This is a genomic window from Priestia sp. JSM ZJ58, assembly GCF_044383985.1.
In the GTDB taxonomy this organism is placed as follows: domain Bacteria; phylum Bacillota; class Bacilli; order Bacillales; family Bacillaceae_H; genus Priestia; species Priestia zanthoxyli.
In genome coordinates this window covers 19996-44103 of sequence record NZ_JBISEM010000005.1, presented here as the reverse complement: position 1 = coordinate 44103, position 24108 = coordinate 19996, and the positions used below count along the sequence as shown (strand labels likewise).

28 protein-coding genes are annotated in these 24108 nt (G+C 38.0%); 17 read left to right on the top strand and 11 right to left on the bottom strand.

The features are described 5' to 3' along the window. The first annotated feature begins 90 nt into the window (after positions 1-90). The 3 genes from ACH6EI_RS25065 to ACH6EI_RS25055 all read left to right on the top strand — a co-directional run bounded on the left by ACH6EI_RS25065 (position 91) and on the right by ACH6EI_RS25055 (position 2899). On the top strand, positions 91-1704 hold the full coding sequence (locus ACH6EI_RS25065; protein ID WP_098112847.1) for a long-chain fatty acid--CoA ligase: 1614 nt from the start codon (positions 91-93) through the stop codon (positions 1702-1704). A 6-nt stretch (positions 1705-1710) separates the two neighbouring features. Continuing rightward, complete coding sequence (locus ACH6EI_RS25060; protein ID WP_028412561.1) at positions 1711-2514, top strand: enoyl-CoA hydratase; 804 nt, start codon at positions 1711-1713, stop codon at positions 2512-2514. Positions 2515-2626: 112 nt separating this feature from the next. After that, positions 2627-2899 carry an HU family DNA-binding protein gene (locus tag ACH6EI_RS25055; RefSeq protein WP_013055305.1) on the top strand — a complete coding sequence of 91 codons (273 nt, stop codon included), beginning with the start codon at positions 2627-2629 and terminating at the stop codon, positions 2897-2899. Positions 2900-2939: 40 nt separating this feature from the next. On the opposite strand, the gene ACH6EI_RS25050 is transcribed toward ACH6EI_RS25055, so the two are convergent. After that, positions 2940-3125, bottom strand: a complete 186-nt coding sequence (locus tag ACH6EI_RS25050; protein WP_028412560.1) for a YhzD family protein — start codon at positions 3123-3125, stop codon at positions 2940-2942. A 141-nt stretch (positions 3126-3266) separates the two neighbouring features. Between ACH6EI_RS25050 and ACH6EI_RS25045 the strand changes: the two genes are divergently transcribed. The 4 genes from ACH6EI_RS25045 to ACH6EI_RS25030 all read left to right on the top strand — a co-directional run bounded on the left by ACH6EI_RS25045 (position 3267) and on the right by ACH6EI_RS25030 (position 7071). Further along, a complete protein-coding gene (locus tag ACH6EI_RS25045) occupies positions 3267-4166 on the top strand; it encodes an ABC transporter ATP-binding protein (RefSeq protein ID WP_028412559.1) in 900 nt (299 codons plus the stop codon). Continuing rightward, a complete protein-coding gene (locus tag ACH6EI_RS25040; protein ID WP_098999425.1) occupies positions 4159-5412 on the top strand; it encodes an ABC transporter permease in 1254 nt (417 codons plus the stop codon). Before ACH6EI_RS25045 ends, ACH6EI_RS25040 begins: the two co-directional genes overlap by 8 nt. A 469-nt stretch (positions 5413-5881) precedes the next feature. Further along, positions 5882-6823: a 3'-5' exoribonuclease YhaM gene (gene yhaM / locus ACH6EI_RS25035; protein ID WP_013055309.1), complete on the top strand. Its 942-nt coding sequence runs from the start codon at positions 5882-5884 to the stop codon at positions 6821-6823. A gap of 65 nt (positions 6824-6888) precedes the next feature. After that, a complete protein-coding gene (locus tag ACH6EI_RS25030; RefSeq protein WP_013055310.1) occupies positions 6889-7071 on the top strand; it encodes a sporulation YhaL family protein in 183 nt (60 codons plus the stop codon). Between the two features lie 42 nt (positions 7072-7113). On the opposite strand, the gene ACH6EI_RS25025 is transcribed toward ACH6EI_RS25030, so the two are convergent. After that, positions 7114-8037: a peptidylprolyl isomerase gene (locus ACH6EI_RS25025; RefSeq protein ID WP_013055311.1), complete on the bottom strand. Its 924-nt coding sequence runs from the start codon at positions 8035-8037 to the stop codon at positions 7114-7116. A 307-nt stretch (positions 8038-8344) separates the two neighbouring features. Here ACH6EI_RS25025 and ACH6EI_RS25020 point away from each other — a divergent pair, with 307 nt between their 5' ends. Further along, the gene (locus ACH6EI_RS25020; protein ID WP_074682953.1) at positions 8345-8434 is read left to right on the top strand and encodes a YjcZ family sporulation protein; all 90 of its coding nucleotides are present in this window, start codon (positions 8345-8347) and stop codon (positions 8432-8434) included. A gap of 36 nt (positions 8435-8470) precedes the next feature. Then, a complete protein-coding gene (locus tag ACH6EI_RS25015) occupies positions 8471-8566 on the top strand; it encodes a YjcZ family sporulation protein (protein WP_016762974.1) in 96 nt (31 codons plus the stop codon). 35 nt (positions 8567-8601) lie between these two features. On the opposite strand, the gene ACH6EI_RS25010 is transcribed toward ACH6EI_RS25015, so the two are convergent. Continuing rightward, complete coding sequence (locus ACH6EI_RS25010; RefSeq protein ID WP_013055312.1) at positions 8602-8781, bottom strand: hypothetical protein; 180 nt, start codon at positions 8779-8781, stop codon at positions 8602-8604. Positions 8782-9257: 476 nt separating this feature from the next. Here ACH6EI_RS25010 and ACH6EI_RS25005 point away from each other — a divergent pair, with 476 nt between their 5' ends. Beyond that, on the top strand, positions 9258-9602 hold the full coding sequence (locus ACH6EI_RS25005) for a DUF1878 family protein (protein ID WP_013081673.1): 345 nt from the start codon (positions 9258-9260) through the stop codon (positions 9600-9602). A gap of 3 nt (positions 9603-9605) precedes the next feature. Here the strand turns inward: ACH6EI_RS25005 and ACH6EI_RS25000 are convergent, their stop codons facing one another. Continuing rightward, positions 9606-10202 (bottom strand): HTH-type transcriptional regulator Hpr, encoded by a 597-nt coding sequence (locus ACH6EI_RS25000; protein WP_014461677.1) that lies wholly within the window; start codon positions 10200-10202, stop codon positions 9606-9608. 113 nt (positions 10203-10315) lie between these two features. After that, positions 10316-10711 carry a YtxH domain-containing protein gene (locus ACH6EI_RS24995; RefSeq protein WP_028412556.1) on the bottom strand — a complete coding sequence of 132 codons (396 nt, stop codon included), beginning with the start codon at positions 10709-10711 and terminating at the stop codon, positions 10316-10318. Between the two features lie 73 nt (positions 10712-10784). On the opposite strand from ACH6EI_RS24995, the gene yhzF reads away from it, so the two are divergent. Further along, positions 10785-11003, top strand: coding sequence for a membrane protein YhzF (gene yhzF, locus ACH6EI_RS27855; protein WP_465245805.1), 219 nt, complete (start codon positions 10785-10787; stop codon positions 11001-11003). Between the two features lie 246 nt (positions 11004-11249). On the opposite strand, the gene ACH6EI_RS24990 is transcribed toward yhzF, so the two are convergent. After that, positions 11250-11780 carry a tryptophan transporter gene (locus ACH6EI_RS24990; protein ID WP_028412555.1) on the bottom strand — a complete coding sequence of 177 codons (531 nt, stop codon included), beginning with the start codon at positions 11778-11780 and terminating at the stop codon, positions 11250-11252. A gap of 124 nt (positions 11781-11904) precedes the next feature. After that, entirely contained in the window at positions 11905-13002 is a 1098-nt protein-coding gene (gene serC, locus ACH6EI_RS24985) for a 3-phosphoserine/phosphohydroxythreonine transaminase (protein WP_034327445.1), read from the bottom strand. 253 nt (positions 13003-13255) lie between these two features. Between serC and ACH6EI_RS24980 the strand changes: the two genes are divergently transcribed. The 3 genes from ACH6EI_RS24980 (at position 13256) to ACH6EI_RS24970 (ending at position 16469) form a co-directional block, all read left to right on the top strand. Beyond that, positions 13256-13810: a PadR family transcriptional regulator gene (locus ACH6EI_RS24980; RefSeq protein WP_028412553.1), complete on the top strand. Its 555-nt coding sequence runs from the start codon at positions 13256-13258 to the stop codon at positions 13808-13810. Between the two features lie 17 nt (positions 13811-13827). After that, positions 13828-14271, top strand: a complete 444-nt coding sequence (locus ACH6EI_RS24975; RefSeq protein ID WP_098999424.1) for a GNAT family N-acetyltransferase — start codon at positions 13828-13830, stop codon at positions 14269-14271. A 302-nt stretch (positions 14272-14573) separates the two neighbouring features. Further along, entirely contained in the window at positions 14574-16469 is a 1896-nt protein-coding gene (locus ACH6EI_RS24970; RefSeq protein WP_098999423.1) for an acyltransferase family protein, read from the top strand. 85 nt (positions 16470-16554) lie between these two features. Here ACH6EI_RS24970 and ACH6EI_RS24965 read toward each other — a convergent pair whose 3' ends face one another. Next, positions 16555-16989: an HIT family protein gene (locus ACH6EI_RS24965; protein WP_014461670.1), complete on the bottom strand. Its 435-nt coding sequence runs from the start codon at positions 16987-16989 to the stop codon at positions 16555-16557. A gap of 691 nt (positions 16990-17680) precedes the next feature. Between ACH6EI_RS24965 and ACH6EI_RS24960 the strand changes: the two genes are divergently transcribed. Both ACH6EI_RS24960 and ACH6EI_RS24955 read left to right on the top strand, forming a co-directional pair. Next, on the top strand, positions 17681-18424 hold the full coding sequence (locus ACH6EI_RS24960; RefSeq protein WP_098999422.1) for an ABC transporter ATP-binding protein: 744 nt from the start codon (positions 17681-17683) through the stop codon (positions 18422-18424). Further along, positions 18417-19622 carry an ABC transporter permease gene (locus tag ACH6EI_RS24955; protein ID WP_047751679.1) on the top strand — a complete coding sequence of 402 codons (1206 nt, stop codon included), beginning with the start codon at positions 18417-18419 and terminating at the stop codon, positions 19620-19622. The genes ACH6EI_RS24960 and ACH6EI_RS24955 overlap by 8 nt, the downstream gene beginning before the upstream one ends. A gap of 36 nt (positions 19623-19658) precedes the next feature. On the opposite strand, the gene ACH6EI_RS24950 is transcribed toward ACH6EI_RS24955, so the two are convergent. Both ACH6EI_RS24950 and ACH6EI_RS24945 read right to left on the bottom strand, forming a co-directional pair. Then, on the bottom strand, positions 19659-20378 hold the full coding sequence (locus tag ACH6EI_RS24950; protein ID WP_028412549.1) for an EcsC family protein: 720 nt from the start codon (positions 20376-20378) through the stop codon (positions 19659-19661). Between the two features lie 113 nt (positions 20379-20491). Then, positions 20492-21700 (bottom strand): M20 family metallopeptidase, encoded by a 1209-nt coding sequence (locus tag ACH6EI_RS24945; protein ID WP_028412548.1) that lies wholly within the window; start codon positions 21698-21700, stop codon positions 20492-20494. A gap of 224 nt (positions 21701-21924) precedes the next feature. Here ACH6EI_RS24945 and ACH6EI_RS24940 point away from each other — a divergent pair, with 224 nt between their 5' ends. Beyond that, the gene (locus ACH6EI_RS24940; protein ID WP_028412547.1) at positions 21925-22590 is read left to right on the top strand and encodes a phosphatase PAP2 family protein; all 666 of its coding nucleotides are present in this window, start codon (positions 21925-21927) and stop codon (positions 22588-22590) included. A gap of 47 nt (positions 22591-22637) precedes the next feature. Here the strand turns inward: ACH6EI_RS24940 and ACH6EI_RS24935 are convergent, their stop codons facing one another. Next, the gene (locus ACH6EI_RS24935) at positions 22638-24026 is read right to left on the bottom strand and encodes a hypothetical protein (RefSeq protein WP_047751678.1); all 1389 of its coding nucleotides are present in this window, start codon (positions 24024-24026) and stop codon (positions 22638-22640) included. Between the last annotated feature and the right edge of the window lie 82 nt (positions 24027-24108).

Below are 24108 nucleotides of genomic sequence, written 5' to 3'. Positions count from 1 at the left end.
TTTATTTTCAGCAGGGAAATGTCGGAATCTGTTGAATATATAAGAAAGTTGTAAGCGTTTTCTTATTATGACGATGCGAGGTGCCGCTTAATGATGAATGTACAGTTAACCGTACCATCTATGATGGAAAGAGCTGAAAAGCTGTTTGGTAAAAAAGAAGTGGTTTCTAAATCTTCAAAAGGGATTCAACGTTTAACTTATAATCAGTTAATAAAACGGACTCGGCAGCTCTCTAGTATGCTAGAACGAATTGGAGTGAAGCGAGGAGAAAGAGTCGGAACGTTTGCATGGAATCATCATAGACATCTAGAGGCTTATTTTGCTGTACCGGGAATAGGCGCTGTGCTTCACACAATTAATATCCGGTTAGATTCTGAGCAAATTGTATACATCATTAACCATGCACGCGATAAAGTCATTTTACTTGATGAATGCTTTTTACCTTTATTTGAAAGCATTCATCAAAGGCTTCCACATGTTGAAGCCTATATCCTTATGTCAGATGAAGGTGAGCTGCCAGAAACAGAGTTGCCAGTGTATCATTACGAAAATTGGATTCAGCAAGGGGATGCATCGCATTCCTTTGTTCAAGATTTAAGCGAAGAAGAACCAGCAGGCCTTTGTTATACCTCTGCTACTACAGGAGAGCCAAAGGGCGTTGTATATTCTCATCGCGCTATTTATTTACACTGTATGGCGCTAGGACTTGCTGATAGTGCTGGATTATCAGAAGGTGATACCGCTATGCCTATCGTTCCAATGTTTCATGTAAATGCATGGGGAATTCCTTTTGCTGCGGTCTGGTTTGGGACAAAGCTCGTGCTGCCGGGCGCTTTTTGTACCTCAGAGACGATTGCCTCTCTCATTGAACAAGAGAGAGTAACTCTTGCTGCAGCAGTACCTACCGTTTGGTTAAATTTTTTACAAGAGTTAGAAAAAAAGCCTTACGCAGTTGATAGTTTGCGGGCTATTTTATGCGGCGGATCAGCGGCCCCAAAAAGCGTCATTCGAGAATTTCAGGAAAAATATCAAATTGAATTTATGCATGCATACGGAATGACGGAAACAAGCCCTGTTGTAACCGTCTCCCGCTTAAAAAGCTATCAGTACAGCGAAGACCCTGAGTATCAGCTCAGCGTAAAAGCGAAGCAAGGTTTCTTAGTTCCTGGCGTTGAAATGAAAGTAATAGGTCAAAATGGAGAAGTTGCTTGGGATGGAGTGGAAATGGGTGAGCTATTACTAAAGGGGCCATGGGTAGCTTCTGAATATTACAAGGATAAAAGAACAGAAGATACGTTTAAAGACGGCTGGCTGTATACGGGAGATATTGTGACGGTTGACGAAGAGGGAACGATCAAAATTGTAGACCGAACAAAAGATTTAATTAAAAGCGGAGGAGAATGGATTTCATCGGTTGATCTAGAAAACGCGCTGATTGCCCATGAATCTGTTTTCGAAGCCTGTGTCATAGCAGTCCCTCATAAGGTGTGGCAAGAGCGTCCAGTTGCTTGTGTCGTGTTAAAAGATGCATATAAAGGTGTCGTTTCGTCAGAAGAGCTGCTCAAATTTTTAGCGCCGCAGTTCACAAAATGGTGGCTTCCAGATGACATTTTATTTATGGATGAAATCCCAAAGACAACGGTCGGAAAGTTTTTAAAACGTACGCTTCGTGAACAAGTCCTCAATCATTATCAGAAAGGGTGAGTAAATATGACCGTCGAATTAAAAGTAGTAGAACTAGTTTTGCAAGAACGTGTCGCCACAATATCGTTTAACAGGCCGGATGCGTTAAATGCATTAAACGAAGAAGTGCTAGAGCAGTTTATTCAATGTTTAAAAGTTGTCGAAGAAAGTGAAGTGGACTTCTTAGTAGTAAAAGGAAACGGAAAAGTGTTTTCAGCAGGGGGAGATATTAATATGATGATGTCACCTTCACAATCAGAACGTTTTGAGCAGGTGATGGATTTAATTAATGAAGCCGTGCTGACTTTATACAGCCTGCCTCAAATGACGATAAGTGTACTGCACGGTGCGGCAGCAGGGCTAGGGCTCAGCATTGCGCTTGCTTCTGATTATATTATTGCAGAAAGACACACGAAAATTGCGATGAACTTTATCGGCATTGCTCTAATTCCAGACGGAGGCGGTCACTTTTTACTAGAAAAGCGCATCGGTTCTCATCGTGCGAAACAGCTGATTTGGGAAGGAAAGACATTAAAAGCAGAGGAAGCTCATCAATTTGGCATAATTGATGAAATAAAAGAAGGAGATTTGGCGAAGCGTGTAGAAGATTATCTCTCATATTGGCTAAAAAAACCTTCACGTGCTTTGAAGGAAACAAAGCGAATTTATGTGGAGACATCTATTTCACAATTAAAGCAAGTGCTTGCGCTTGAGAAAAGAAGTCAGTTTGCTATGAGCCAAAGTTCGGATCATAAGGAAGGTGTACGTGCGTTTCTGGAAAAGCGAGCGCCTGTTTTTAATCAAAGTGAAAAAGATATTTCCGAAAATTAAGTGAACTAGTTTAAAAGCCAATATTTTTGTCTATCATATTGATAGAGCATGTTTAAAAGTTGCAAAACAGTGGTAACACAAGATAATGTAGAAACTAATGAGGTGATTGGAAATGAACAAAACAGATTTAGTAAACGCAGTGGCAACAAAATCAGAGTTAACAAAAGCAGATGCATCTAAAGCAGTTGACGCATTACTAGAAACAATTTCATCAACGCTAGGTGAAGGTGAAAAAATTCAGTTAATCGGCTTCGGTACATTTGAAGTACGCGAGCGTGCTGCTCGTACAGGCCGTAACCCTCAAACGGGTGAAGAAATGCAAATTCCAGCATCAAAAGTACCGGCATTTAAAGCTGGTAAAGAACTAAAAGAAGCTGTAAAGTAATATAAAACGCCGGAAAGCTAAACCTTTCCGGCGTTTTGTATTAACGATGAAATAATACAAGTTTTCCGCTAGAGCTAACGCATCGATGTGTTTTTTCTAAGTAGGCAAGCTCTTCTAACTTTTTGGTGCCGATTGTCTTTGCTTCTGTTTCAGAAGCTGCTTCGAAGCTTTCATCTATTAATTTTTCTCCAGTCTTTTCAAAAGCGGTTAATGTATAAGTACTCATAAAATCTACTCTCCTCTTATAGTATAATTGTAAGCGTATTCAACATATTTCTCGTCTTATTCCTCTAAATCCTGCTAAGGTTTACAGATATCATTTTTTTCCATACAATAAACATAGGTTTATTTACAAAGGAGGAATTAAATGTCTCTTTCTATCCGTGAAGTTTCAAAAAGGTACGGTGAATTTACAGCTGTAAATGAACTATCCTTGCAAATTCCAAAGGGTGAAGTGTTTGGTTTTTTAGGTGCAAACGGTGCTGGCAAAACAACGACGTTTCGAATGATTTTAGGGCTCATTGAACCAACCTCAGGTCACATCCAATGGAATGATAAATCTTTAACTTACAGTAGAAGCCATCTAGTTGGTTACCTTCCAGAAGAAAGGGGATTATATCCGAAATTAAAAGTCAAAGATCAGCTTGTTTATCTAGGACGGCTGCGCGGGATGAAAAAAGCTAACGTGCTGCAAGAAATGGAGCGCTGGTTATCTCGATTTAATATTCCTCAATATGCTTCAAAAAAAGTAGAAGAGCTATCCAAAGGAAATCAGCAAAAAATTCAATTTATCGCTTCCGTTATTCATCGTCCCGAGCTGCTTATTTTAGATGAACCTTTTAGCGGCTTGGATCCTGTAAACGTAGAGGTACTAAAAGAAGCGGTACTTGATTTGAAAAAACGCGGGACGACGATTGTTTTTTCAAGTCATCGAATGGAACATGTGGAAGAACTTTGTGAATATTTATGTATTATGCATCATGGTACGCCTGTTGTATATGGAAGACTGCCGGAGATCAAGCGTTCATTTGGCAAGAAAAACGTCATTATACATGGGAAAGGTCCGTTTGAGAGAATTACGGAGCTTGAAGGTGTTGTAAAGGTGAAAAAAACGGTTGAAGGCATGATTGTTCAAATTCAGCATGAATCCGTATCGCAACTCATTTTTCAAGAACTTAAACATTTTTCATTTGTATCTAAATTTGCAGTGGAAGAGCCTTCATTAAATGATATTTTTATTGAAAAGGTAGGTGCTTCCTATGAATAAATTTTGGGTCATCGTTTTTCATACATATCTTAATAAATTAAAAACAAAATCTTTTATTATTACGACGATTATTACTGCTCTTATTCTAGTTGCTCTTACAAATATGGAGAAAATTATCGACGTTTTTAATTCAGACGATAATGGCACAAATGTGGGTGTCATCTATGAAGTGGAAAGCGTATATACGTTGTTCAAACAAAATGTAAATGCTATGGATTCAGACATTCATTTAAAAGAATTTACGTCTGAGGCTAAGGCAAAGCAAGCGGTAAAAAGCGGGCAGCTCGATAGCTATTTACTTTTATCTTTAAACGATAAGCAGCTGCCTCAAGCTGTGTACAAAGCTAACTCTTTGGCCGAATCAAATCTTTCGTCTACCTTAGAACAGGCGGTACAGCAAACAAAAGTGGCTATGGCTACAGTGAAAATTGGTTTAGAAGAAAAGCAAATTGATCAGCTTTACAGCCCTGTTTCATTTGAAAAAGAAGCGTTAGTTGAAAATGCCAAAACAGAACAAGAGCTAAATCAAGCAAGAGGTCTTGTGTATGTTCTGCTGTTTGTTATTTATTTTGCCGTTATCATGTATGGGAGCATGATTGCGATGGAAGTAGCTACTGAAAAATCATCCCGCGTTATGGAGATCCTTGTATCGAGCGTATCACCTATTACACAAATGTTTGCTAAAATTATTGGAATTGCACTGCTCAGCTTAACACAGCTTGCAGTGATACTGAGCGTGGGCTACACATCGTTAAAAGCCAGTGTGGAAACAAATCATAACGGCATCTTTTCTTATCTCGGATTTAATGATGTTCCGCTGACTACATTCGTGTATGCATTTGTCTTTTTCATATTAGGGTACTTTCTTTTTGCTACGCTCGCGGCTTTTTTAGGTTCTCTTGTAAGCCGTATTGAAGATGTACAGCAAATGATTACGCCCATGACCCTTGTGATTGTGGCCGCTTTTTTAATTGCTATGTTTGGACTTGGTGATCCTGAAACCACAATCATTACGGTCACATCTTTTATCCCGTTTTTTGCTCCGATGATTATGTTTTTGCGTGTAGGTATGTTAAATGTTCCTATGTGGGAAGTGAGTGTATCGATAGGGATTTTGGTTGTGACGATTACTGCTTTAGCTATATTTGGTGCCCGTGTGTATAAAGGAGGAGTCCTTATGTATGGTCAATCTACCTCTTTTAAAGATATTAAAAAGGCGCTGCAGTTAACGAAAAAAGAAACATAAAGAAGTGAGAGGCTGAGACAAAAGTAGATTAGTTGAAGGGAGGTCCGGACGAACAATCTAGATTCTTGATGGAGAATCCAACTCGTCCGGATTTTTTTATTGGTATGGTGACCATAGTTTGCATGTATGTAGTTGTTTCTAGCTGTGTATTGGAGAGCAAGACGAAGACTCCTGCGGAGAAAGCGGAAGCGACGAGGAGGCTCAGCGGCTGCCGGAAAGAGAAGTCTTGCACGGAAATCAACAGCGGTGCCTCAAGCGATTCATACTAGCTCCTTTATCCAATCTGTTTGTCTTTAGAATGTATTGATTTTGTTGTGTCATAATCTCATCTCTTATGAAAAAGCGTCTACCCGTGCATTCGGTGCCAAGCGATGGTAAAATGAAATGTAAAGAGCTGTAAATAAGCGGACGAAGCGATAAGAGCTTTGCTATCAAATACATAGAATGAAGTGGTAAGGAGGAAAAGGGCATGACAAAAGGAATTGCTCAATACGAAGTAGGAGAGCAAGTTGATCTTTATTTTTTAATTAAATCCTCAACGAGAGGAATTGCAAGCAATGGAAAACCATTTTTAACGGTAATCCTACAGGATAAAACAGGTGATATTGAAGCCAAGCTGTGGGATGCATCCCCAGATGACGAGGAAAATTATGCTGCTCAAAAGATTGTGCGAGCTGCTGGAGAAGTAATGAATTACCGCGGGCGCAACCAGCTGAAAATACGCAACATTCGTCCTGCGCAGCCCCAAGACGGAGTGCGCACATCTGACTTTTTAGAAGTGGCGCCTTTATCTCAAGAAGAAATGGTGGAACATATTACAAAGAGTATATTTGAAATGAAAAATTCAAATGTCCAGCGCATTACTCGCCATTTGTTTAAAAAATATCAAACGGAATTTTTAGAATATCCGGCAGCAACTAAAAATCACCATGAGTTTGTATCGGGGCTTGCCTACCATGTGGTGTCTATGCTGAAGCTGGCTGAGTCATTTTCAACCCTTTATCCAAGCTTAAACCGCGACTTGCTGTATGCTGGAGTTATTCTTCATGACCTTGGCAAAGTATTTGAACTTTCAGGTCCTGTTTCGACGATATACACAGTCGAAGGGAACTTGCTTGGCCATATCTCGATTATGGTGAATGAAATTGGAAAAGCGGCGGAAGAATTAGCGATTGAAGGAGAAGAGGTCATGCTTCTTCAGCACCTTGTATTATCGCATCACGGTAAGGAAGAGTGGGGAAGTCCGAAAAAGCCGTTAATTAAAGAGGCTGAGATGCTTCATTTGATTGACAATGTAGACGCTAAAATGAATATGCTGGACCGAGCATTAACAAAAGTGAAGCCTGGTGAATTTACAGAGCGTATTTTTGCACTTGATAATCGTTCATTTTATAAACCAACGATTGATTAAAAAGGTATAAGTCTTTCTTCCTTCGCATATAGTGGTTGTAAATAACTGTGATGGGGGATCAATATATGGTGACACTACCAATTTGGATTTATTTAGTTGTAGCAGGCATTTTCTTTAGTGGATTTATGGCAATTCGTGCTGCACAACATGATAAGCAAGTGGATGATTCGTTTATTGAAAAAGAGGGACAAGTCTTCATCGAAAGAATGCAAGTGGAAAAAGAAAGACGCAACAGCGATTCTATCTGATTATATAAAAGAGCCTGTCACATGAGTGACAGGCTCTTAGCATTACTGCTGAGGAGTTTCTACGCCAGATTGACTATCTGTCGCACCTTCTTCGAAAATTGGTTTTACATTTTTATCTTTGACTTCCACTTTTGCTTTATCAAGCTCTTTTTGAATCTTCTTGTTCGCTTCTGCTTGATCTACTTTTGAACGTTTGATTTGCTGCTCAAGTTCGGGTTTCTTTTTCTCAAACGATTCTACTTTCTTTTTATCGACTAGTTTAATGATATGGTAGCCGTACTCTGTTTTGATTGGTTTACTTACTTCACCTTTTTTCAGCTTGTAAGCCGCTTCTTCAAATTCTTTAACCATTTGGCCTTCACCGAAGTAGCCTAAATCGCCGCCGTTAGCTGCAGACTGCTGATCCGTTGAATATTCTTTTGCTAGACTAGCAAAGTCCTCGCCTTTTTTGATTTTCGCTTCTACTTCGTTTGCTGTCTTTTCGTCTTTTACTAAAATATGACTTGCGCGAATTTGAGGTTTTTGAGCTTTATATTCATCATAAGCTTTTTTCAGTTCTTTGTCCGATACCTTAATGCCTGCCGTAGCAGCTTTTTCACGGAGAATATCAACTTTTAGCATATCTTTGACTTCTTTTTCGCCTTTTTGCTTAATAACTGAATCCACCTGATCACCGTATTGTTCTCTTAGAATGTTCAGCTGCTGATCAAGCTCTTTATCCGTTACTTTATATTTTTTACTCAATACTTTTTCTTCGGTAACGCTTCGTACGAGTGTATTAAATTGGTCTTGTCCGATTGTATCTTTCATTTGCTTATACAAATCACCTTGAGTGATATTGCCTGCTTTTGTTTCTACAATTACTTTTGAAGAATCGTTTGCATTTGAAGCATCATTTCCCCCACTGCATGCTGATAAAGCAACGAGGCTGGCTGCCGTTGTTAGTGCAACTAAGCTTTTTTTCATACGTAAACACTCCTACTCATCATTTTTACTTATGTAGCTTGACTCAAGATTTACTATATCACATTTCCTGATGTTAGCAAATGAAGTTAAAACCACGTAAATTTACATTTATTTTCCACTAAGCATGGAGTGATTATACGCTTATGATGGCTTTTTTATAAAGCGTTTTCAAAATGGTGGACAAACTCACAGAGTAATCTCCAAACGAGAAGCAAGAGAAATAAATTATGGAGTTTGGGCTAAAAGCCTAGACGTTTTTTGAGCTGATGCATAAGATGCAGTATTAGTAAACAAAGGGGGTGCTCAAATGAGCGGATGCGGATATGGAGGCGGTTTTGCACTATTAGTTGTACTGTTTATCTTATTAGTCATTGTTGGTTGTGCATGTTACCACTAGGAAACAGATGAATATAAAAGGAAAGGGGCGATAGATATGGGTTCTTACGGATGCGGATACGGCAGTGGATTTGCTCTATTAGTCGTATTATTCATCTTATTAGTTATCATCGGCGCTAGCTGTTTTTGCTAAGCCTATAAAAAAGCGGTGAGACATCTCACCGTTTTTTATGTAAATGATACTTCAATATAAGATGAAACTAATAAAATGGTAATTAATACATTAATCGTACGAAAAACTTTAGGCTGTTTTTCAGCTGGAATTTCTTTTTGAATACACAATGTATTTGTTAGTGCATTGATGTAGAATAAAATGAATAGTGCAAATACAATAAAGAATATGTACATAAAAATCCCCCTAACAAAATCAGTGTGACGAAGACAAAAAGTCTTATAGTCATTTATATAGTACAGCTTTGTATGAATTTACAAATATCTATATTAACATTACCAAAAAAGCGGTAAAATAGATAGTTATATATACAGTTGAACAAAGAATTTCAAAAGGTATTTACACAGAAATGCGGTTTTTATTTTATAAAGGGTAGTTAAGAAGTTGAGAAATAGGTTTTAAACGAAATAGCAAAGTGAATGGATAAGAAATGAGTAACAATCAGCCATTGTGCAAAAGGATTGTTAAAAAGGACAGAGGGATTTATATTAATATATGCAGTGAGTACATAATCAGTATATGAAAATCTTTATACGGTGCTACTCAAACAGGAAATGTGATTGACGAAGAAAGAATTATTTGGAAGAACATGAATGAATCATGTACAATATGGAGTAGAGATATATGAACGTTGAAGGAGTAGGGGAAGCGGATGGAAACTTTAGAATCTCGAGTATCACGTTTAGAATATTACATAAAACTGTTATCTGGGACATCTGAACAAGAAGCTAAACCATTTATTGATTTAGTGGTAAGAAATCAGCTTACAAAGAAGGAAGTAGAGGAAATTTTAATTCTGTGTGAAGATACAAAAAACGAATATATTGAGCAAAAAGCGGAAGGCCTAACAGACTTTGTTCCGCTTCTTACACAATTTGTTGGTATGCTGAATTATAAATTAACTCCTAGAGAGACGGTCGAATCGCTTCGTTATCAACCTTCTTATCAAGATGTGATGAATGAATTTTTTGAAATTATTCAATGGATAAGGGACTAACCATTAAGAGTTTGAAATAGTCTCCTGGTGGTTCTCTTTATCTTTCTTGACAAGCTTGCCATCTTCTTCAGTGAATTCTTCTTCGATATGATGGAAAGATCGCTCGAAGATATCCATAAAATCTTCACCGTAAATTTTGCGGATGACGGTCATTAGTTCCATAAACTCAGGGAATTTGCCGTACAAGTCGCGCAACGGAAGTGCGCCGCTGAATACTGAATTATTAGAAGGTTCGTAATGTTCCATTAAATCCAGTAAAATGGCCTCGCCTTTATCTGTCAGCTGAATGTACGTATTTCGCTTGTCGCTTTCTTTTTTAGAAAACTCAAGTAAACCTCGTTCTTCTAGTTTTTTGGAGAAGTTAAATGCAGTAGAAACATGCATAACTCCAAACTTGGCAATTTCGGAAATGGAAGCCCCGTTTAAATGATATGAAATCCACAAAATATGATGCTCGTTAATATTAAGGTCATAAGGCTTAATCCATTGCTGCCAATCCTTCTCTACGGTTTTCCAAAGGGCTTTACTTAATTGGGCAATACGTTGGCTAAATAGAAGTGCTTCTTTCAAACTGTAATCCTGATCACTAGTCTTTTTCATCTTCTCCCACCTACTTAGTCTCTTTTTTTATTTATCTTCTATTATGCCAATAAAATAAAAAATTATAAAGATGTAAATTTACAAAATTTTAAAAAATTAAAAAAGAAGGCGCTTTAACCTTCTTTTTTGTCAATTTTTTCATTGGGATTTTTAGTTGTCTGTACATGTTCCTCTAGGTTTGACAAAGAATTTTGGATTTCTTTCAAATGATGCTGAATGGATTCCTTATGAGGGACAATTTCTTCTTTAAACTGACCAAGGGTAGTAGAAAGGTCACTTGCGATATTTTTCACTATAGTATTTCCTTCTCTGGCGGTCATTTGTACTTGTTGAGAAACAGCTTTTATTTTTGTTGAGAGCTCTTGTTGTGAAGCGTTAACTCGGTCTTTTCGAGAACTGACACGCTGTTTAAGTTCTCGTCCTGAATATGGAGTAATAAGAAGCGTTGTAATAGCGGCTACGGTGCTTCCGATTGCTGCTCCAGCTGCTAGTTTTTTCATTCTACTCATTATTTATTTCCTCCTATGTAGTAAAGTAATTGCTAACACTTCCTTCTGACATAATCATAAAAAAATAGCATAGATTTATACAAAAGAAGGAGGTTATCAACATGGGATAGCTTTATTCATTCTTTTGATGATTAGCCTGAGTTTTTTTCTCGCTGCTTTTAAATGGTTTAGCCTTACGACTAGAACGGCATCATATCCACCTAAACACGTACTTAAACAAAAGTCTCTTACATGTGCGACAGTGGCTTTTGCGAGTTTTTTATTGGCGCTTATACTTTATTATGTAACCTAGGATGGGGAACTTAAACCTTTATTACATAGTAAGTCTTCATACCTATTGTATGAGCTGCAAATGAAATTTAAGTGAAAAGCATCCTGTACCATTTCTTTTTAAACAAAAGAACCGTAGGCTGTCTCTAAAAGATCAGCAACATACTATAAATGAACCGTTTTATCTAAAGGTCCGCCACGCTTTGGCGGGCCTTAGCTTTTGGTGTAAAAAAAGAGCCTGATTCTTAATTAAATCAGGCTCTTGACGTTACGATAATTTTGCTTTGATACTTGTGCGTTTTAGAACGGATTGAACAATTGGATAAATAACGACCATAACGATTGTATTTACTACTGTTGCAGGTAATACAACCGCAGCAACAAGTGCCATGACGCTATTTCCACCCGGTAAGCCGACGATTAGCGCGGCAGCTGACAAGAATACGGTTCCTGATACGAGCGTGCCAACAGCTGTTAAAGCAGCAGCAACTGGTGTTTTCATGCCTATTGCTTTTTTCACAAGCATAAATAATGCAAAGAAAACAAATGCTGTAATTGGTTTATCAATCAAGTTTGCAATTTGTCCGCCAGGAAAGCTTGTTGTTAAAGCAGAAATAACTGCTGTGGTTAAGCTAACCAATGCAACATTTTTTACGCTAGGAAACAACAGGATTGCTAAAAACATCATTGTTAACATCATATCTGGCTTCATTCCAAATAAAATAGGAGGTACCACCGTGTGGAGAACCGCTCCAATTCCGACTAATAACGCTAAAGAAACTAAAACTTTTGTATTCATTTCTCATCTCTCCTCTTCTAAGCTAAGCTCGAAATATACCAATAGTGCGTCTATGCCCATTGCATATATTTACATACTGATTATAACATATTTATGTGAAAAAAGAATCAGCTAATTCTGCCAATTACGCGTTTGCCTGCGCAAATTCATCCATAAAGACGGCAAGAGCTTCACACGCTTCAAGCGGCACAGCATTGTAAATAGAAGCGCGGCATCCGCCGATTGAACGGTGTCCAGCTAATCCTACAAAGCCTTTTTCTTTTGCTTGCTGTAAAAACTCAGCCGTTAGCTCATCGTTTGGTAAAGTAAACGTGACATTCATAATTGAACGGCTTTCCTCTGTAGCGTGAGGAGTATAGAAACCGTTTGAACGTTCCATGCTTGCGTAGAGTAACTTAGCTTTTTTATGATTTTGAGCTTCAATGGCTTTAACGCCCCCTTGTTCTTTAATCCAATCTAAAACAAGTGAAAGCATATAAATACCAAACGTTGGAGGAGTGTTGTAAAGAGAATTGCTCTTTACGTGAGTCTCATAGTTCAGCATTGTTGGTAAACCTTCAGGGATACGTTTAAGCAATTCTTTCTTCAAAATGACAACTGTTACACCAGATGGTCCGAGGTTTTTCTGAGCACCAGCATAAATGAGTGAGAACTTAGATACATCAATTTGACGGCAAAGAATGTCGCTTGACATGTCAGCAATTAAGTCTACTCCTTCAATAGAAGGGTAGTCAGCCCATTGTGTACCAAAAATGGTATTATTGGACGTGATATGCAAGTACCCAATCTCTTCTTTTGGAAGCTTTATATCATCTAAAGCTGGAATAGAGCTGTAGTTCTCTTCTTTAGTAGAAGCAACCACTGCTGTTTTTCCAAGTTTCTTTGCTTCTTTTAACGCTTTTTCTGACCATGATCCCGTTAGCACATATGCCCCCACTTGATCAGGAGCTAAAAAGTTCATTGGAATCATAGAGAATTGCAGGCTTGCTCCGCCCTGCAGGAATAAAATTTCATGTGTATCTGGAATATTAAGCAATTCCGTTAGTGTTTCTTTAGCATGTGTTAATACATCTTCAAACTCTTTGCTGCGATGTGATAATTCCATCACAGACATACCTGTATTTTTGAAGTTAACTAGCTCCTCTTGAGCAAGTTGTAAGACAGGTAGGGGAAGCGCAGATGGACCTGCATTAAAATTATAAGCTCTGTTTAACGTAATCACATTAATTCCTCCTCAAATTAGTTCGAACACTCATCATACAAAATGGCTAATGACTGATGTCAGAAAGAATATCATTATACTATCATGAAAACTCTTAGTTGTGGAGGTAACTTTTCAAAAATTTAAATTAATCTGTAAAGAGAAAATAATAGAAAAAAGATAAATAAAAAGTATACGTAAACATGTTTTGGTAAACATGTAAAAGAAATGTTTATATGCTATACTGATGGAAGAAATAATGTGGAGGAACAGAATGAGAGTATTAAAATATGCAATATTAGGGCTCTTAAATCAGGAGGAGCTCAGCGGGTATGACATTACCAGACTTTTTAAAGAAGAGGTTGGTAATTTTTGGAGTGCTAAACACAGCCAGATTTATCCCGAGCTAAAGCGATTAACAGAAGAGGGATTTATTCGCTATGAAACGGTGATTCAAGGCAAAAAATTAGAAAAAAAGATGTATTCGATAACGGAAGAAGGAAGAGTCGAGCTAAGCAAGTGGCTCACTACGATTGATCCTATTCCTGAAACAACTAAAGATGAATTTATGTTAAAAGCTTATTTTGCTTCATCCATGTCAATAGAAGAGTTAAAGCAACAAATAGATAACCAATTATCAAGCAGGAAAATGAAGCTGACTTTTTTAAAAAAACGAATGGATGATCTTTTAGAAGAAGTTAATCACCACATTACCGTTTCTTCTCCTCAATTTGGTCATTACTTGGTGCTATCTCGTGCTCAAGACCGGGAGACAAGCTATATCAATTGGCTTGAACGTACGCTGAATTTAATTGAAAAAGAACAATAAGAAAAGGTGAGCAGATCATGAGTTGGTGCATAAAATCATTTCAAGAGCTGACAAACGATGAGCTTTATGAAATTCTACAGCTTCGCACCTCTATTTTTGTTGTGGAACAGAAGTGTGCTTACTTAGAAGTAGATGGAAAAGACAAATTTGCTTATCATTTGTTCAAAAAAGAAGATGAGAAAATTATCGCATACCTTAGAGTTTTACCAAAAGGAATTAGCTATAAGGAAGCTTCTCTTGGACGTATTATTGTAAAACAAGCACAGCGCGGTACAGGTCTCGGAAGAGAACTAGTAGCAAGAGGAATTGCTTTTCTAGAGAATGAATGGCACGAGAAGACAATTAAAATTCAAGCTCAAAGCAGACTTCAAACATTTTATGAATCGTTTGGTTTTAGACCTATTTCCGATATTTATTCAGATGAAGGACTCCCACACGTCGATATGCTAAAGACACCTTAGAAACTTCACCATTTGTGTGAAGTTTTTCTATTTTTAAAACGGGTAAGGTGAAAGAAACGTGTAGGGTTTAGTGGCATGCAGATAGAATCGATATGACTACTACTAAATTAGTAATTTATGAATAAGATAGATAGTGAATTTGTTTCTTTTTACTTATTCTTTGATTTTCAGTAAGTGATATATTGAAGAAAGTAATAATATTGTATATAATGATTTTTGTAACAAAAATGTAACAATTACGTAATATTCTTAATATTTATTGAGAAAGAAATTTGTTGTACATATTGCTTGGAGGCATTTTTATGAGTGCAAAAGAAAAGAAAAATAGGTATATATATAGTTTGGACGGACTTCGGGCCTTTGCTGTCATGGCTGTGATTGCTTATCACTTAGGCTTTGGATGGGCGTCTGGAGGATTTTTAGGAGTTGACGTTTTCTTTGTATTATCTGGGTATTTAATTACCTCAATTTTACTGGTGCAATCTTGGGAAAATCCTTTAAAGAATTTGAAGCATTTTTGGATTAGCCGTACGAGAAGACTTCTTCCAGCTGTGTATGTGATGGTCATATTAACTGCAGCGTGGGTTATTTTATTTAACCGACCATTGTTAACAACGCTACGAGGCGATGCATTATCGTCTATTTTTTATATGAGTAACTGGTGGTTTATTTTTCATAAAGTTTCATATTTTGATAGTTTTGGATCACCGTCACCATTAAAGAACTTATGGTCACTTGCTATTGAAGAGCAGTTTTATATTGTATGGCCACTTGTTTTATTGTTGGGTTTGAAATTTATTAAAAAGAGAGGAATTCTTTCTCTATTTATTTTAGCTGGAGTAATGGCCTCAGCCATTCTGATGTCTTTTTTATATGAGCCAGGAGGAGATCCTAGCCGCATTTATTATGGAACCGATACTCGGCTGTTTGCCCTTTTAATCGGTTGTTTACTTGCATTTGTCTGGCCCATGTATCGTTTATCATCAAAAAATCTTCCAGCTGTGGGCAAGCAAGTATTAAACGCAGTAAGTATGGTAAGCTTCTTTGTATTTATTCTCTGCGTATGGAGCGTTGATGAGTATACGCATGCATCTTTTCTTTATCAAGGTGGCATGCTGCTGATTTGTTTAAACGCTGCTGTGCTGGTTGCAACGATTAGTCACCCTAGTAGCTTTTTAGGAAAAGCTTTGTCGTTTAAACCGCTTCGCTGGCTTGGTACTAGATCATACGGTATCTATTTGTGGCATTATCCGGTTATTGTTCTTACAACACCTGTAGCCGAGATTGGCCGCCCGGTCTATTGGCATGCGCTGTTACAAGTAGGAATTACATTTATCATTGCTGAACTTTCGTACCGTTACATCGAGGTGCCTATTCGCACACGCGGTTTTCGCTATTATTTCCGGCATTACCATCCGAGAGAGCTTTTTAAATGGCGTAATCTCTCTCGTTCGAGACAAGCGGTTTTGGGCAGTCTCATTTTCTTTTTGGCGTTGTTTACAGCGGATATGACAAGCTTTGCTATTAGTACGCAGCAAAAGGATGAGACCGAAGCAAAACAAACAGAGGTTAAAATTCAAACGAATCATAAAGAAAATGCTTCAACTTCTGTCAAAGACAAGAACAAAGCGGAGGATGAAAAAACAAAGAACGCGGAAAAGAACTCCGCAGAAGAAAAATCTGATGCAAAAGAAGAACAGCAGCCGAATTCTTACAGAGATGTTCTTGCGATTGGAGATTCGGTCATGCTGGATATTGCTCCTAATCTTAAAGAGATGCCGCTTAGTATTACGATTGACGGAAAAGTAGGAAGGCAGCTCAATGAAGCACTGCAGCTAACTCCAAGTTATCAAGCATTTAATAATCCGAACAGCGCAGTGATTATTGAGTTAGGAACGAACGGTTATTTTACCAATGAAGAACTTGAACAACTGTTAAAAGCTTTTTCACAAGCGGACGTTTACTTAGTGAATACGCGCGTTCCTCGTTCCTGGGAAAGCACCGTGAACCAGAACTTGAAAGCTGCTTCTGAAAAGTTTGATCACGTCACGCTTGTAGATTGGTACTCTGAGGCTTCTAAGCACCCTGAATACTTTACATCAGATGGTGTCCACTTGGTACCTGAAGGATCAAGAGCATTAACAAAATTGATTGAAGAGCGTATGAATTTAGAAGTTAAGGCAGAAAATGGTTCATAATGAGCGAGAGACGTATTGAGTTTTACATCATAAACTGATTAATAGATAAAACAAAAAAAGCTTACATGTGTAAGCTTTTTTTGTTTCAAGAAAGGCGAGAAGAAATATTGCCAGCGATTTCTTGAAGTTTTTCAGGCGTGTATTCGCTTGTATGCTCTTTCCATACAGCACCGAATCCATCGCCTTCCCCGTAGCGTGGAATAATGTGCATATGATAATGAAACACGGATTGACCAGCTTTTTCACCATTATTATTTAAGATGTTTAAGCCGATTGGGCTGTATGTTTCTTTAATTGCATTTGCGATTTGAGGAACCACTTCAAATAAATTGCGCGCAATTTCCGGTGTTAGTTCGTGAATGTCTTTTTTATGTACTTTTGGAATCACCAACGTATGACCTTTTGTTACTTGACTAATGTCTAAAAAAGCTAATACATGTTCATTTTCAAATACTTTTGCACCTGGAATTTCACCGCGAATAATTTTGCAAAAAATACAGTTTTCATCATGTGTGCTCATTATGTTCACCTTCCGTTACTAATATAAATGTATGGGTATACATGTACGTTTATTTTACCACAAAGTAGAAATGCAATCAGCAGGCAAGAAATAGCCACTCATATTTTATACACAAAAACGGGATGCAAACGATTATGCATCCCGTCATGTGAAGAAGGAAAAAATAGCTTTTAATGCAGCATATGATCTTTAAGGAACACCTCATTTACGTAATTGCATTGCCTAATGAAACAGTCACTTGAAAAAGTATATTCTCTTTAACAAACACCTCATTTAAGCATTAAGCTAAAAAAATATACAATGTGAACGAAATCGTTCTTGGTCTTTGACAAACACCTCATTTACACAGTAATAAATGAACATTATTGTCTACCCATTATATATATTCTTACTACGTTCATGACTACCATCCCCTTATGAATCAAACATACATTGATTTACAATAAGGTTTTCTGAAATATGCCTGCTGTAGACACCTCATCCCAAATGTAAGAAGCTTTGTAATGATTAGTTGTAATCAATAACTTGTTTTCCTTCTTCCCTATATAGAATGTCCCGATATTTCGATTATATTCTGGAAAAATTAACCGAAAAGAATTGAAAACGATGTGAGGACGAAAAAGATTTGGTACAATAGAGCAAATAGCGCTTGCGCTTGTAGACAAAAAAGAACAAATAAAAGGAGATCGTGATGGGTTCTTTATTGCAAATTAACAATATTACAGGGGGATATACGAAAACTCCCGTCTTAAAAGATGTATCGTTTGATGTAAATGCAGGTGAATTAGTTGGGTTAATCGGCTTAAACGGAGCCGGAAAAAGTACAACGATTAAACATATCATTGGATTAATGGAAGCAAAAAAAGGAAGTGTATCCATTAATAATAAAACCTTTCAACAAGACCCAACAGGCTATCGAAGTCAGTTTACGTTTATTCCAGAAACTCCTGTGCTCTACGATGAATTAACATTAAAAGAACATTTGGATATGACAGCTATGGCTTATGGAATTGAGCCTCAAGCATATGAAGCACGTCTGCAGCCGCTTTTAAAAGAATTTCGTTTAGACCGGAAGTTAAAATGGTTTCCCGCGCATTTTTCAAAAGGGATGAAGCAGAAGGTTATGATTATGTGCGCTTTTTTGGTTCAGCCGTCTCTTTATATTATTGATGAACCTTTTTTAGGTTTAGACCCGCTTGGTATTCAATCTTTACTTGATTTGATGACGGATATGAAAAAGCAAGGTGCAGGCATTTTAATGTCCACACACATTTTGGCGACCGCGGAGCGCTACTGTGATAAATTTGTTATTTTACATAACGGAGAAGTAAGAGCGCAAGGAACGCTTAAAGATCTTCAAGAAGAATTTCAGATGCGCAATGCTACTCTTGATGAAATTTATATTGAATTAACAAAGGAAGAAGGCTATGAGTAAGATTGACGCATTATGGAAGCAACGATTTCAGCAGTATTTAGTGGATGTAAGAAGATATACAAAATATATCTTAAATGACCACATTAAATTAGTGTTAATTTTTGCGATTGGCGGTTTAGCCTACTATTATCAACAGTGGTTGAGTACATTAACACCTGCGTTTCCTTCGGCTGTAGTGATTGCGATCCTTATGGGATTGATTTTAACAATGGGCCAAATTCAAACGTTTTTAAAACGACCTGATTTAGTCTTTTTGCTTCCTTTGGAGACGAAGCTGCAGCCTTATTTCAAAAAATCTTTTTGGTTTACCTTTACGATTCAGCTTTATATTTTATTATTTGCAACGGGTGCAGCAGCGCCTCTTCACGTAAAAGTAATGCATGATTCTTACTCAAATATTTTTGTGTTTTTTCTGCTATTACTCATTCTGAAAGTTGTAAACTTAGGCATGTCTTGGTGGGCCGTATGGTTTGAAGAAAAGTGGGCGAAGTGGACAGATTATATCGTCAGATTTTTCTTAAACGCAGTTTTTACTTATTTCTTATTTTCGCATGCATACGTATTTTTCACAGGAATTGTAGCGGTAATTATGATTGCGCTAGCCGTTTATTATCGCTCTCTTACAAAAAGGAAGCCGATCAAATGGGAAAAGCTAATTGACTTAGAAGAAAAGCGCATGGGCTATTTTTATCGATTAGCTAATTTATTTACGGATGTTCCACAAGTCAAAGAACGAATCAAACGCCGTAGATATTTAGATTGGCTAGTAACACGTATTCCATTTCGTCAAAATGCCACTTACCATTACTTGTACACCAGAACATTTTTGCGATCAGGAGATTATTTAAGTTTGCTCGTTCGCTTAACTGTCATTGGCGGATTTTTAATTGTAGCTGCGCCGTTTCAATACGGCAATATAGTGGTTGTTTTATTTGTTGTATACATGACGGGTTTTCAATTACTCCCGCTTTGGAAGCAGCACAAGCAAATTTTATGGCTTTCTCTTTATCCAGTCGAAGCTAAAGAACGAAAAAGGGCATTTTTGGACGTATGGAAAAAAGCGCTGTATGTACAAATTCTTGTGCTCGCCATAGTGGTGGCTTTTTCTAATATAGTTGCTGCACTGCTTTCCTTGGCAGCAGGTGCTATATTTATTCACTTATTTGTAAATGCATATGTAAATAAAAAATTAACGTAAAAAAGCTCCGAATGGAGCTTTTTTTACGTTTTTAGACTACTTTTGAGACGAAGATAATATCCGAAAGCGATAGACGTTCATCGCTACTTTTGTGAGATGATCAAGAAGCTGATAATTCGCATACGCACCTACAACAGCTCCAATTCCCGGCATCAGCTGAAACATTTTCACAACATCAATGTAATCGCGATATTCTTGTTGAAAAGCTTTCCAATCAAGCTCAAGAAGTTCCTCTTTCTTTTCCTCCCAGCTTTCTACTACTTCGAGCAGCTTCGTTCTATGGTCGTCGCTGCAAAAGGCAAGATGAAAAATATACAGCATATAAATGCGTTCTTCTTTTTCTTTTACATCAAAACCATACGTCGCGGCAATGTCAAATAAGCACTTCATTTTTATGGAAAGAAGAAGTGGGAAATCTGCTGCGCCTAAAAGGAGACCACCTGCACCAGTACCAGCTCCTTCTACAGCAGCTGTTTTTTTGTACTTAGGTATGAGCTCCAAAATTCTTTTCTCTTTTTCTTCAAACGAAAGACCGCTGACATCTCTTTTTTTAGTCGTGAAATCGGACCCAACAAGCGTGGTTTCAACCATTTTTTTTATACTTTCAGTTATAATTCTATGGACTTTAGCAGGGATTTTTTCATTTAGTTTAAGCTGTAAGGATTTTGCGGTACGCTGAAATTTAGAAGGTCGTTTCAACATGCTAAATTTCCAATGTTCAGCTTCTCGTAACACTTTTTCTTCATACGTATTCAAAAAAGTCACCTCTTTTCAGTCGATATAAATACTACGTTTTAAGTGAGAAAAAGTTTCCTAAAATAAAACAGCAAGCAATCGTCTGTTTATCTGTACGAATGCTTGCTGAATGATTAATTCGCTTTTATTGCGTTTTTAGAATGAGCTTGTTCTCTTAAATACTCAACAGCAGCCGTACCAAGCGTTTTCGCTGCGATAAGCATTGCTTTTTCGTTAAAATCAAATTTAGGATGATGATGAGGATAAGGAGCATCTACACCTTCTGGCTGAGCTCCTGTAAAGAAGAATGTTCCTTTAATATGCTGCAAATAATAAGAGAAATCTTCTCCAGTCATGTGAGGCTCCGTTTCTTCGACTGTATGAACTTCATCGATTTGAGAAGCAGCAGAAGCAAGAAAGGCCGTTTCTTCCGGGTGGTTTACGACGGAAGGATAGCCGCGCGTATAACTCAGCTCATAAGAAGCATCAGCCGTTAAGCATGTACCTTGGACAATTCGTTCGATTTCTTTTTCGACATCATTTCGTACATCTTCATTAAATGTTCTTACCGTTCCAATTAGTCGAGCAGAATCAGCGATAATATTAAATGCATTTTCTGCTACAAAAGAACCTATGCTTACAACCGCTGAATCAATTGGATTTACACGTCTGCTTACAATTTGCTGTAAATTAACAACAAGCTGAGAGGCGATGACGATTGAGTCTTTTGTTTTGTGGGGCTGTGCACCGTGTCCGCCTGCTCCTTTGATCGTAATTTCAAAGCGATCAGCAGCAGCCATAATAGGGCCCGTTCGATATTGAACCACACCAGTGGGAGTTAATGACCATAAATGCGTTCCGAATATTGCGTCTACACCGTCTAAGCATCCGTCTTCAATCATGGACTTGGCGCCTCCGGGAGCATACTCTTCGGCGTGCTGATGAATGAAGACGATTTTACCAGGGAGAGAATCTCTTATTTCAAAAAGCGCTTTAGCAAGGACTAAAAGAGTAGCCGTATGACCATCGTGGCCACATGCATGCATCACGCCCGGAACAGTTGATTGATAGGGTACATCTTTTTCATCTTGAATAGGAAGGGCATCAAAGTCGGCTCTCAAAGCTACAGTAGGACCAGGTTTTCCTCCTTGAATGCTTGCTACAATGCCGTTTCCTCCTACATTTGCTCGGTAAGAAATACCGATCTTGTCATAAAAAGACCGAATGTAGGCAGCAGTTTGAAATTCTTTAAAAGACGGTTCTGGATACTGATGCAGATATCGGCGAATTTGAACCATTTCATCAAATTTTTCTTCAAGTAAAGTATGTAGCTTGGAGTTCACATAACCATATCCTTTCTGTGTAAGTTGAATAAAGTTTTGAATTTTTTGACATTTTAATCATTATATCATTATCTATAAAAAAGAAAAGAATGTAAGCGTTGTTATTGAAAAAAGTAATTGAATCATGAAATATTTTATATACATAATAGATACATAAGATGAGAAATAGGGACAAAGAATGAGTTTTTTACCAATTTTCTCGTGAGATAATAGGAGGTAACGATATGGTAGATTCACAAACTGTATCTCTGTACAAAAAATTGATGTGGGCGTTTGGGATTGCGGGTCTCGTTTTTTTAGGAGTGTTGTTTGCTGTGTCGACAGATTCTTTTCAAGGAGACCGCTGGCTTGTTTCAGCTATAGATGACAGCACTATTCTTCAGTCAGCGTCATCTGTTTTTCACGGCCTGTCTTTTTTAGCTTCAAAAGTGATGATTATGGTTCTTTTAGCTGTACTTATTGTTTTTTTATTTTTAAAAAAAGACTATATTGGCATGATATCCTCATTTTTACTTATTTTAAGCGGCGATATTATTAATAAAGCAGTTAAAGATGCGGTAGAACGAGCCCGTCCTCTTGAAGGCATCGAAGGCTACAGTTTTCCAAGCGGCCATGCAATGATGGGAATTCTTATCTACGGTCTGATTTTCTTTTTTCTGATCAAGCATATAAACAATCAAAAGGTGGCCAAGTGGTATCAGCGGGCAATTACTTTAATTGTTTTGTTAATCGGCGTGAGCCGTATTCTGTTAAGAGAACACTTTTTAACAGATGTATTAGCTGGCTACAGCTTAGGGCTTATGTGGCTAATTGTAGGCATTTTCTTCTATACGCTTGTTTATGCGTATGTAAGGCCGTCAGCGGAAAAAGAGTTTCCAAAAGGTATGTAACAAATATATACATATGACCCCCTTCATCAAAAGAAGGGGGCTTTTGTTTAAACTAGGAACATTGCGACAATCGTTGTAACAACTAATCCAATCGCTACAGGTTTTAAATTGCGTCTAGCGAGTTCAAACGGACTGACTCCACAAATCGCAGCAGCTGGAATGAGCGCCCATGGAATCAACGTTCCCCCTCCAACCCAAATCGCAGCAATTTGCCCCAAAGCAGTTAGCGTGGCAGCGCCCGATCCTAAAGCAGATGCAAATAAATGAGAGACAGAGCCTACGAGTGAAATACCTGAAAAGCCTGAACCGTCTAACCCTGTAATAGCTCCTAGCGCAGTTATCGTCACAGTAGCGACCTGTGCAGTTAACGGTACAGTCGAAGCAAGCGCAACGCCTAGGTCATTGACAAGTCCATGTGATCCTTTCGGAAGAAAGTCACCAATGATTGTTTTAAATCCAGCATCTCCTAAATAGAAAAAAGCGGCAATCGGAATAACGGGACCGAATACTTTAAACCCAAACTGCAAGCCTTCAATCAAGTAGGAAGTGGTTTGTTCGAGACCTTTTCCTTTGTGAGCAATAAGCGACACCACTACTAAAATAAATAGAGCTGTACCTCCAACGAGAGCAGTGGCATCTCCTCCCTGTAAATGAAGGGCGAACATTGCCCATACGTCTATAGCAAAGAAAAGAGGAACTATAATGGCTAAAGCCCGGCGTAATGAAGGAGAAAGAGGTGTGGATTGGTTAGAAGAGCTGCTTGTTAAAATTGTCGGTTGCGCCTGAATTTTATTGTGCTTCATATCTTGTTTTAGAAAGTAAAAAGCAGAGAGTGTGGTAACGACTCCCATCACAATGACAAGAGGGACACTTGCTTGAACAACCTCGTGAACCGGAAGCCCTGCTGCGTCAGCGGTTATCTTAGGGGCAGCTTGAATAACAAAGTCTCCTGAAAGCGCAACGCCGTGGCCGAATAAATTCATCGCTACAGCTACGCCTATAGCTGGAAGCCCTACGCGGATGGCAACTGGTAAAAGCACGGCTCCAAGTAAAGCAACGGCTGGAGAAGGCCAGAAAAAATAGGAGATGGTCATCATAACTAATCCAATAACCCAATAGGCAAGAGTAGGTGTTTTAATGAGGCGAGCAAAAGGTGAAATCATCGATTCATTTATTCCTGTAGCCATTAAGACTTTACTCATGGATACAATAATTGAAATAATTAAAATGGTAGGAAGCAGTTCTGTAATGGCATAAATGAAGCTGGAAAAAACAGCGCTGACGGAGTGGCTTAACGAAGAGGTAGCCGTTAAGGAAAGCAAAAAAATCCCGAGTATACAAAGGATACTCGTATCTCGCCGCATAATCATAAAGCCGATAATGAAGGCGATAAAAAGGACATACATCCAATGAAGAGCTCCAAGCTCTATGCCCATAAAAATTCCTCCCAATAGGTGATGTAGTATACAATATGACGTTTGTGCCTATTGTGATACTCGCCTACTAGGAGGATGTTTA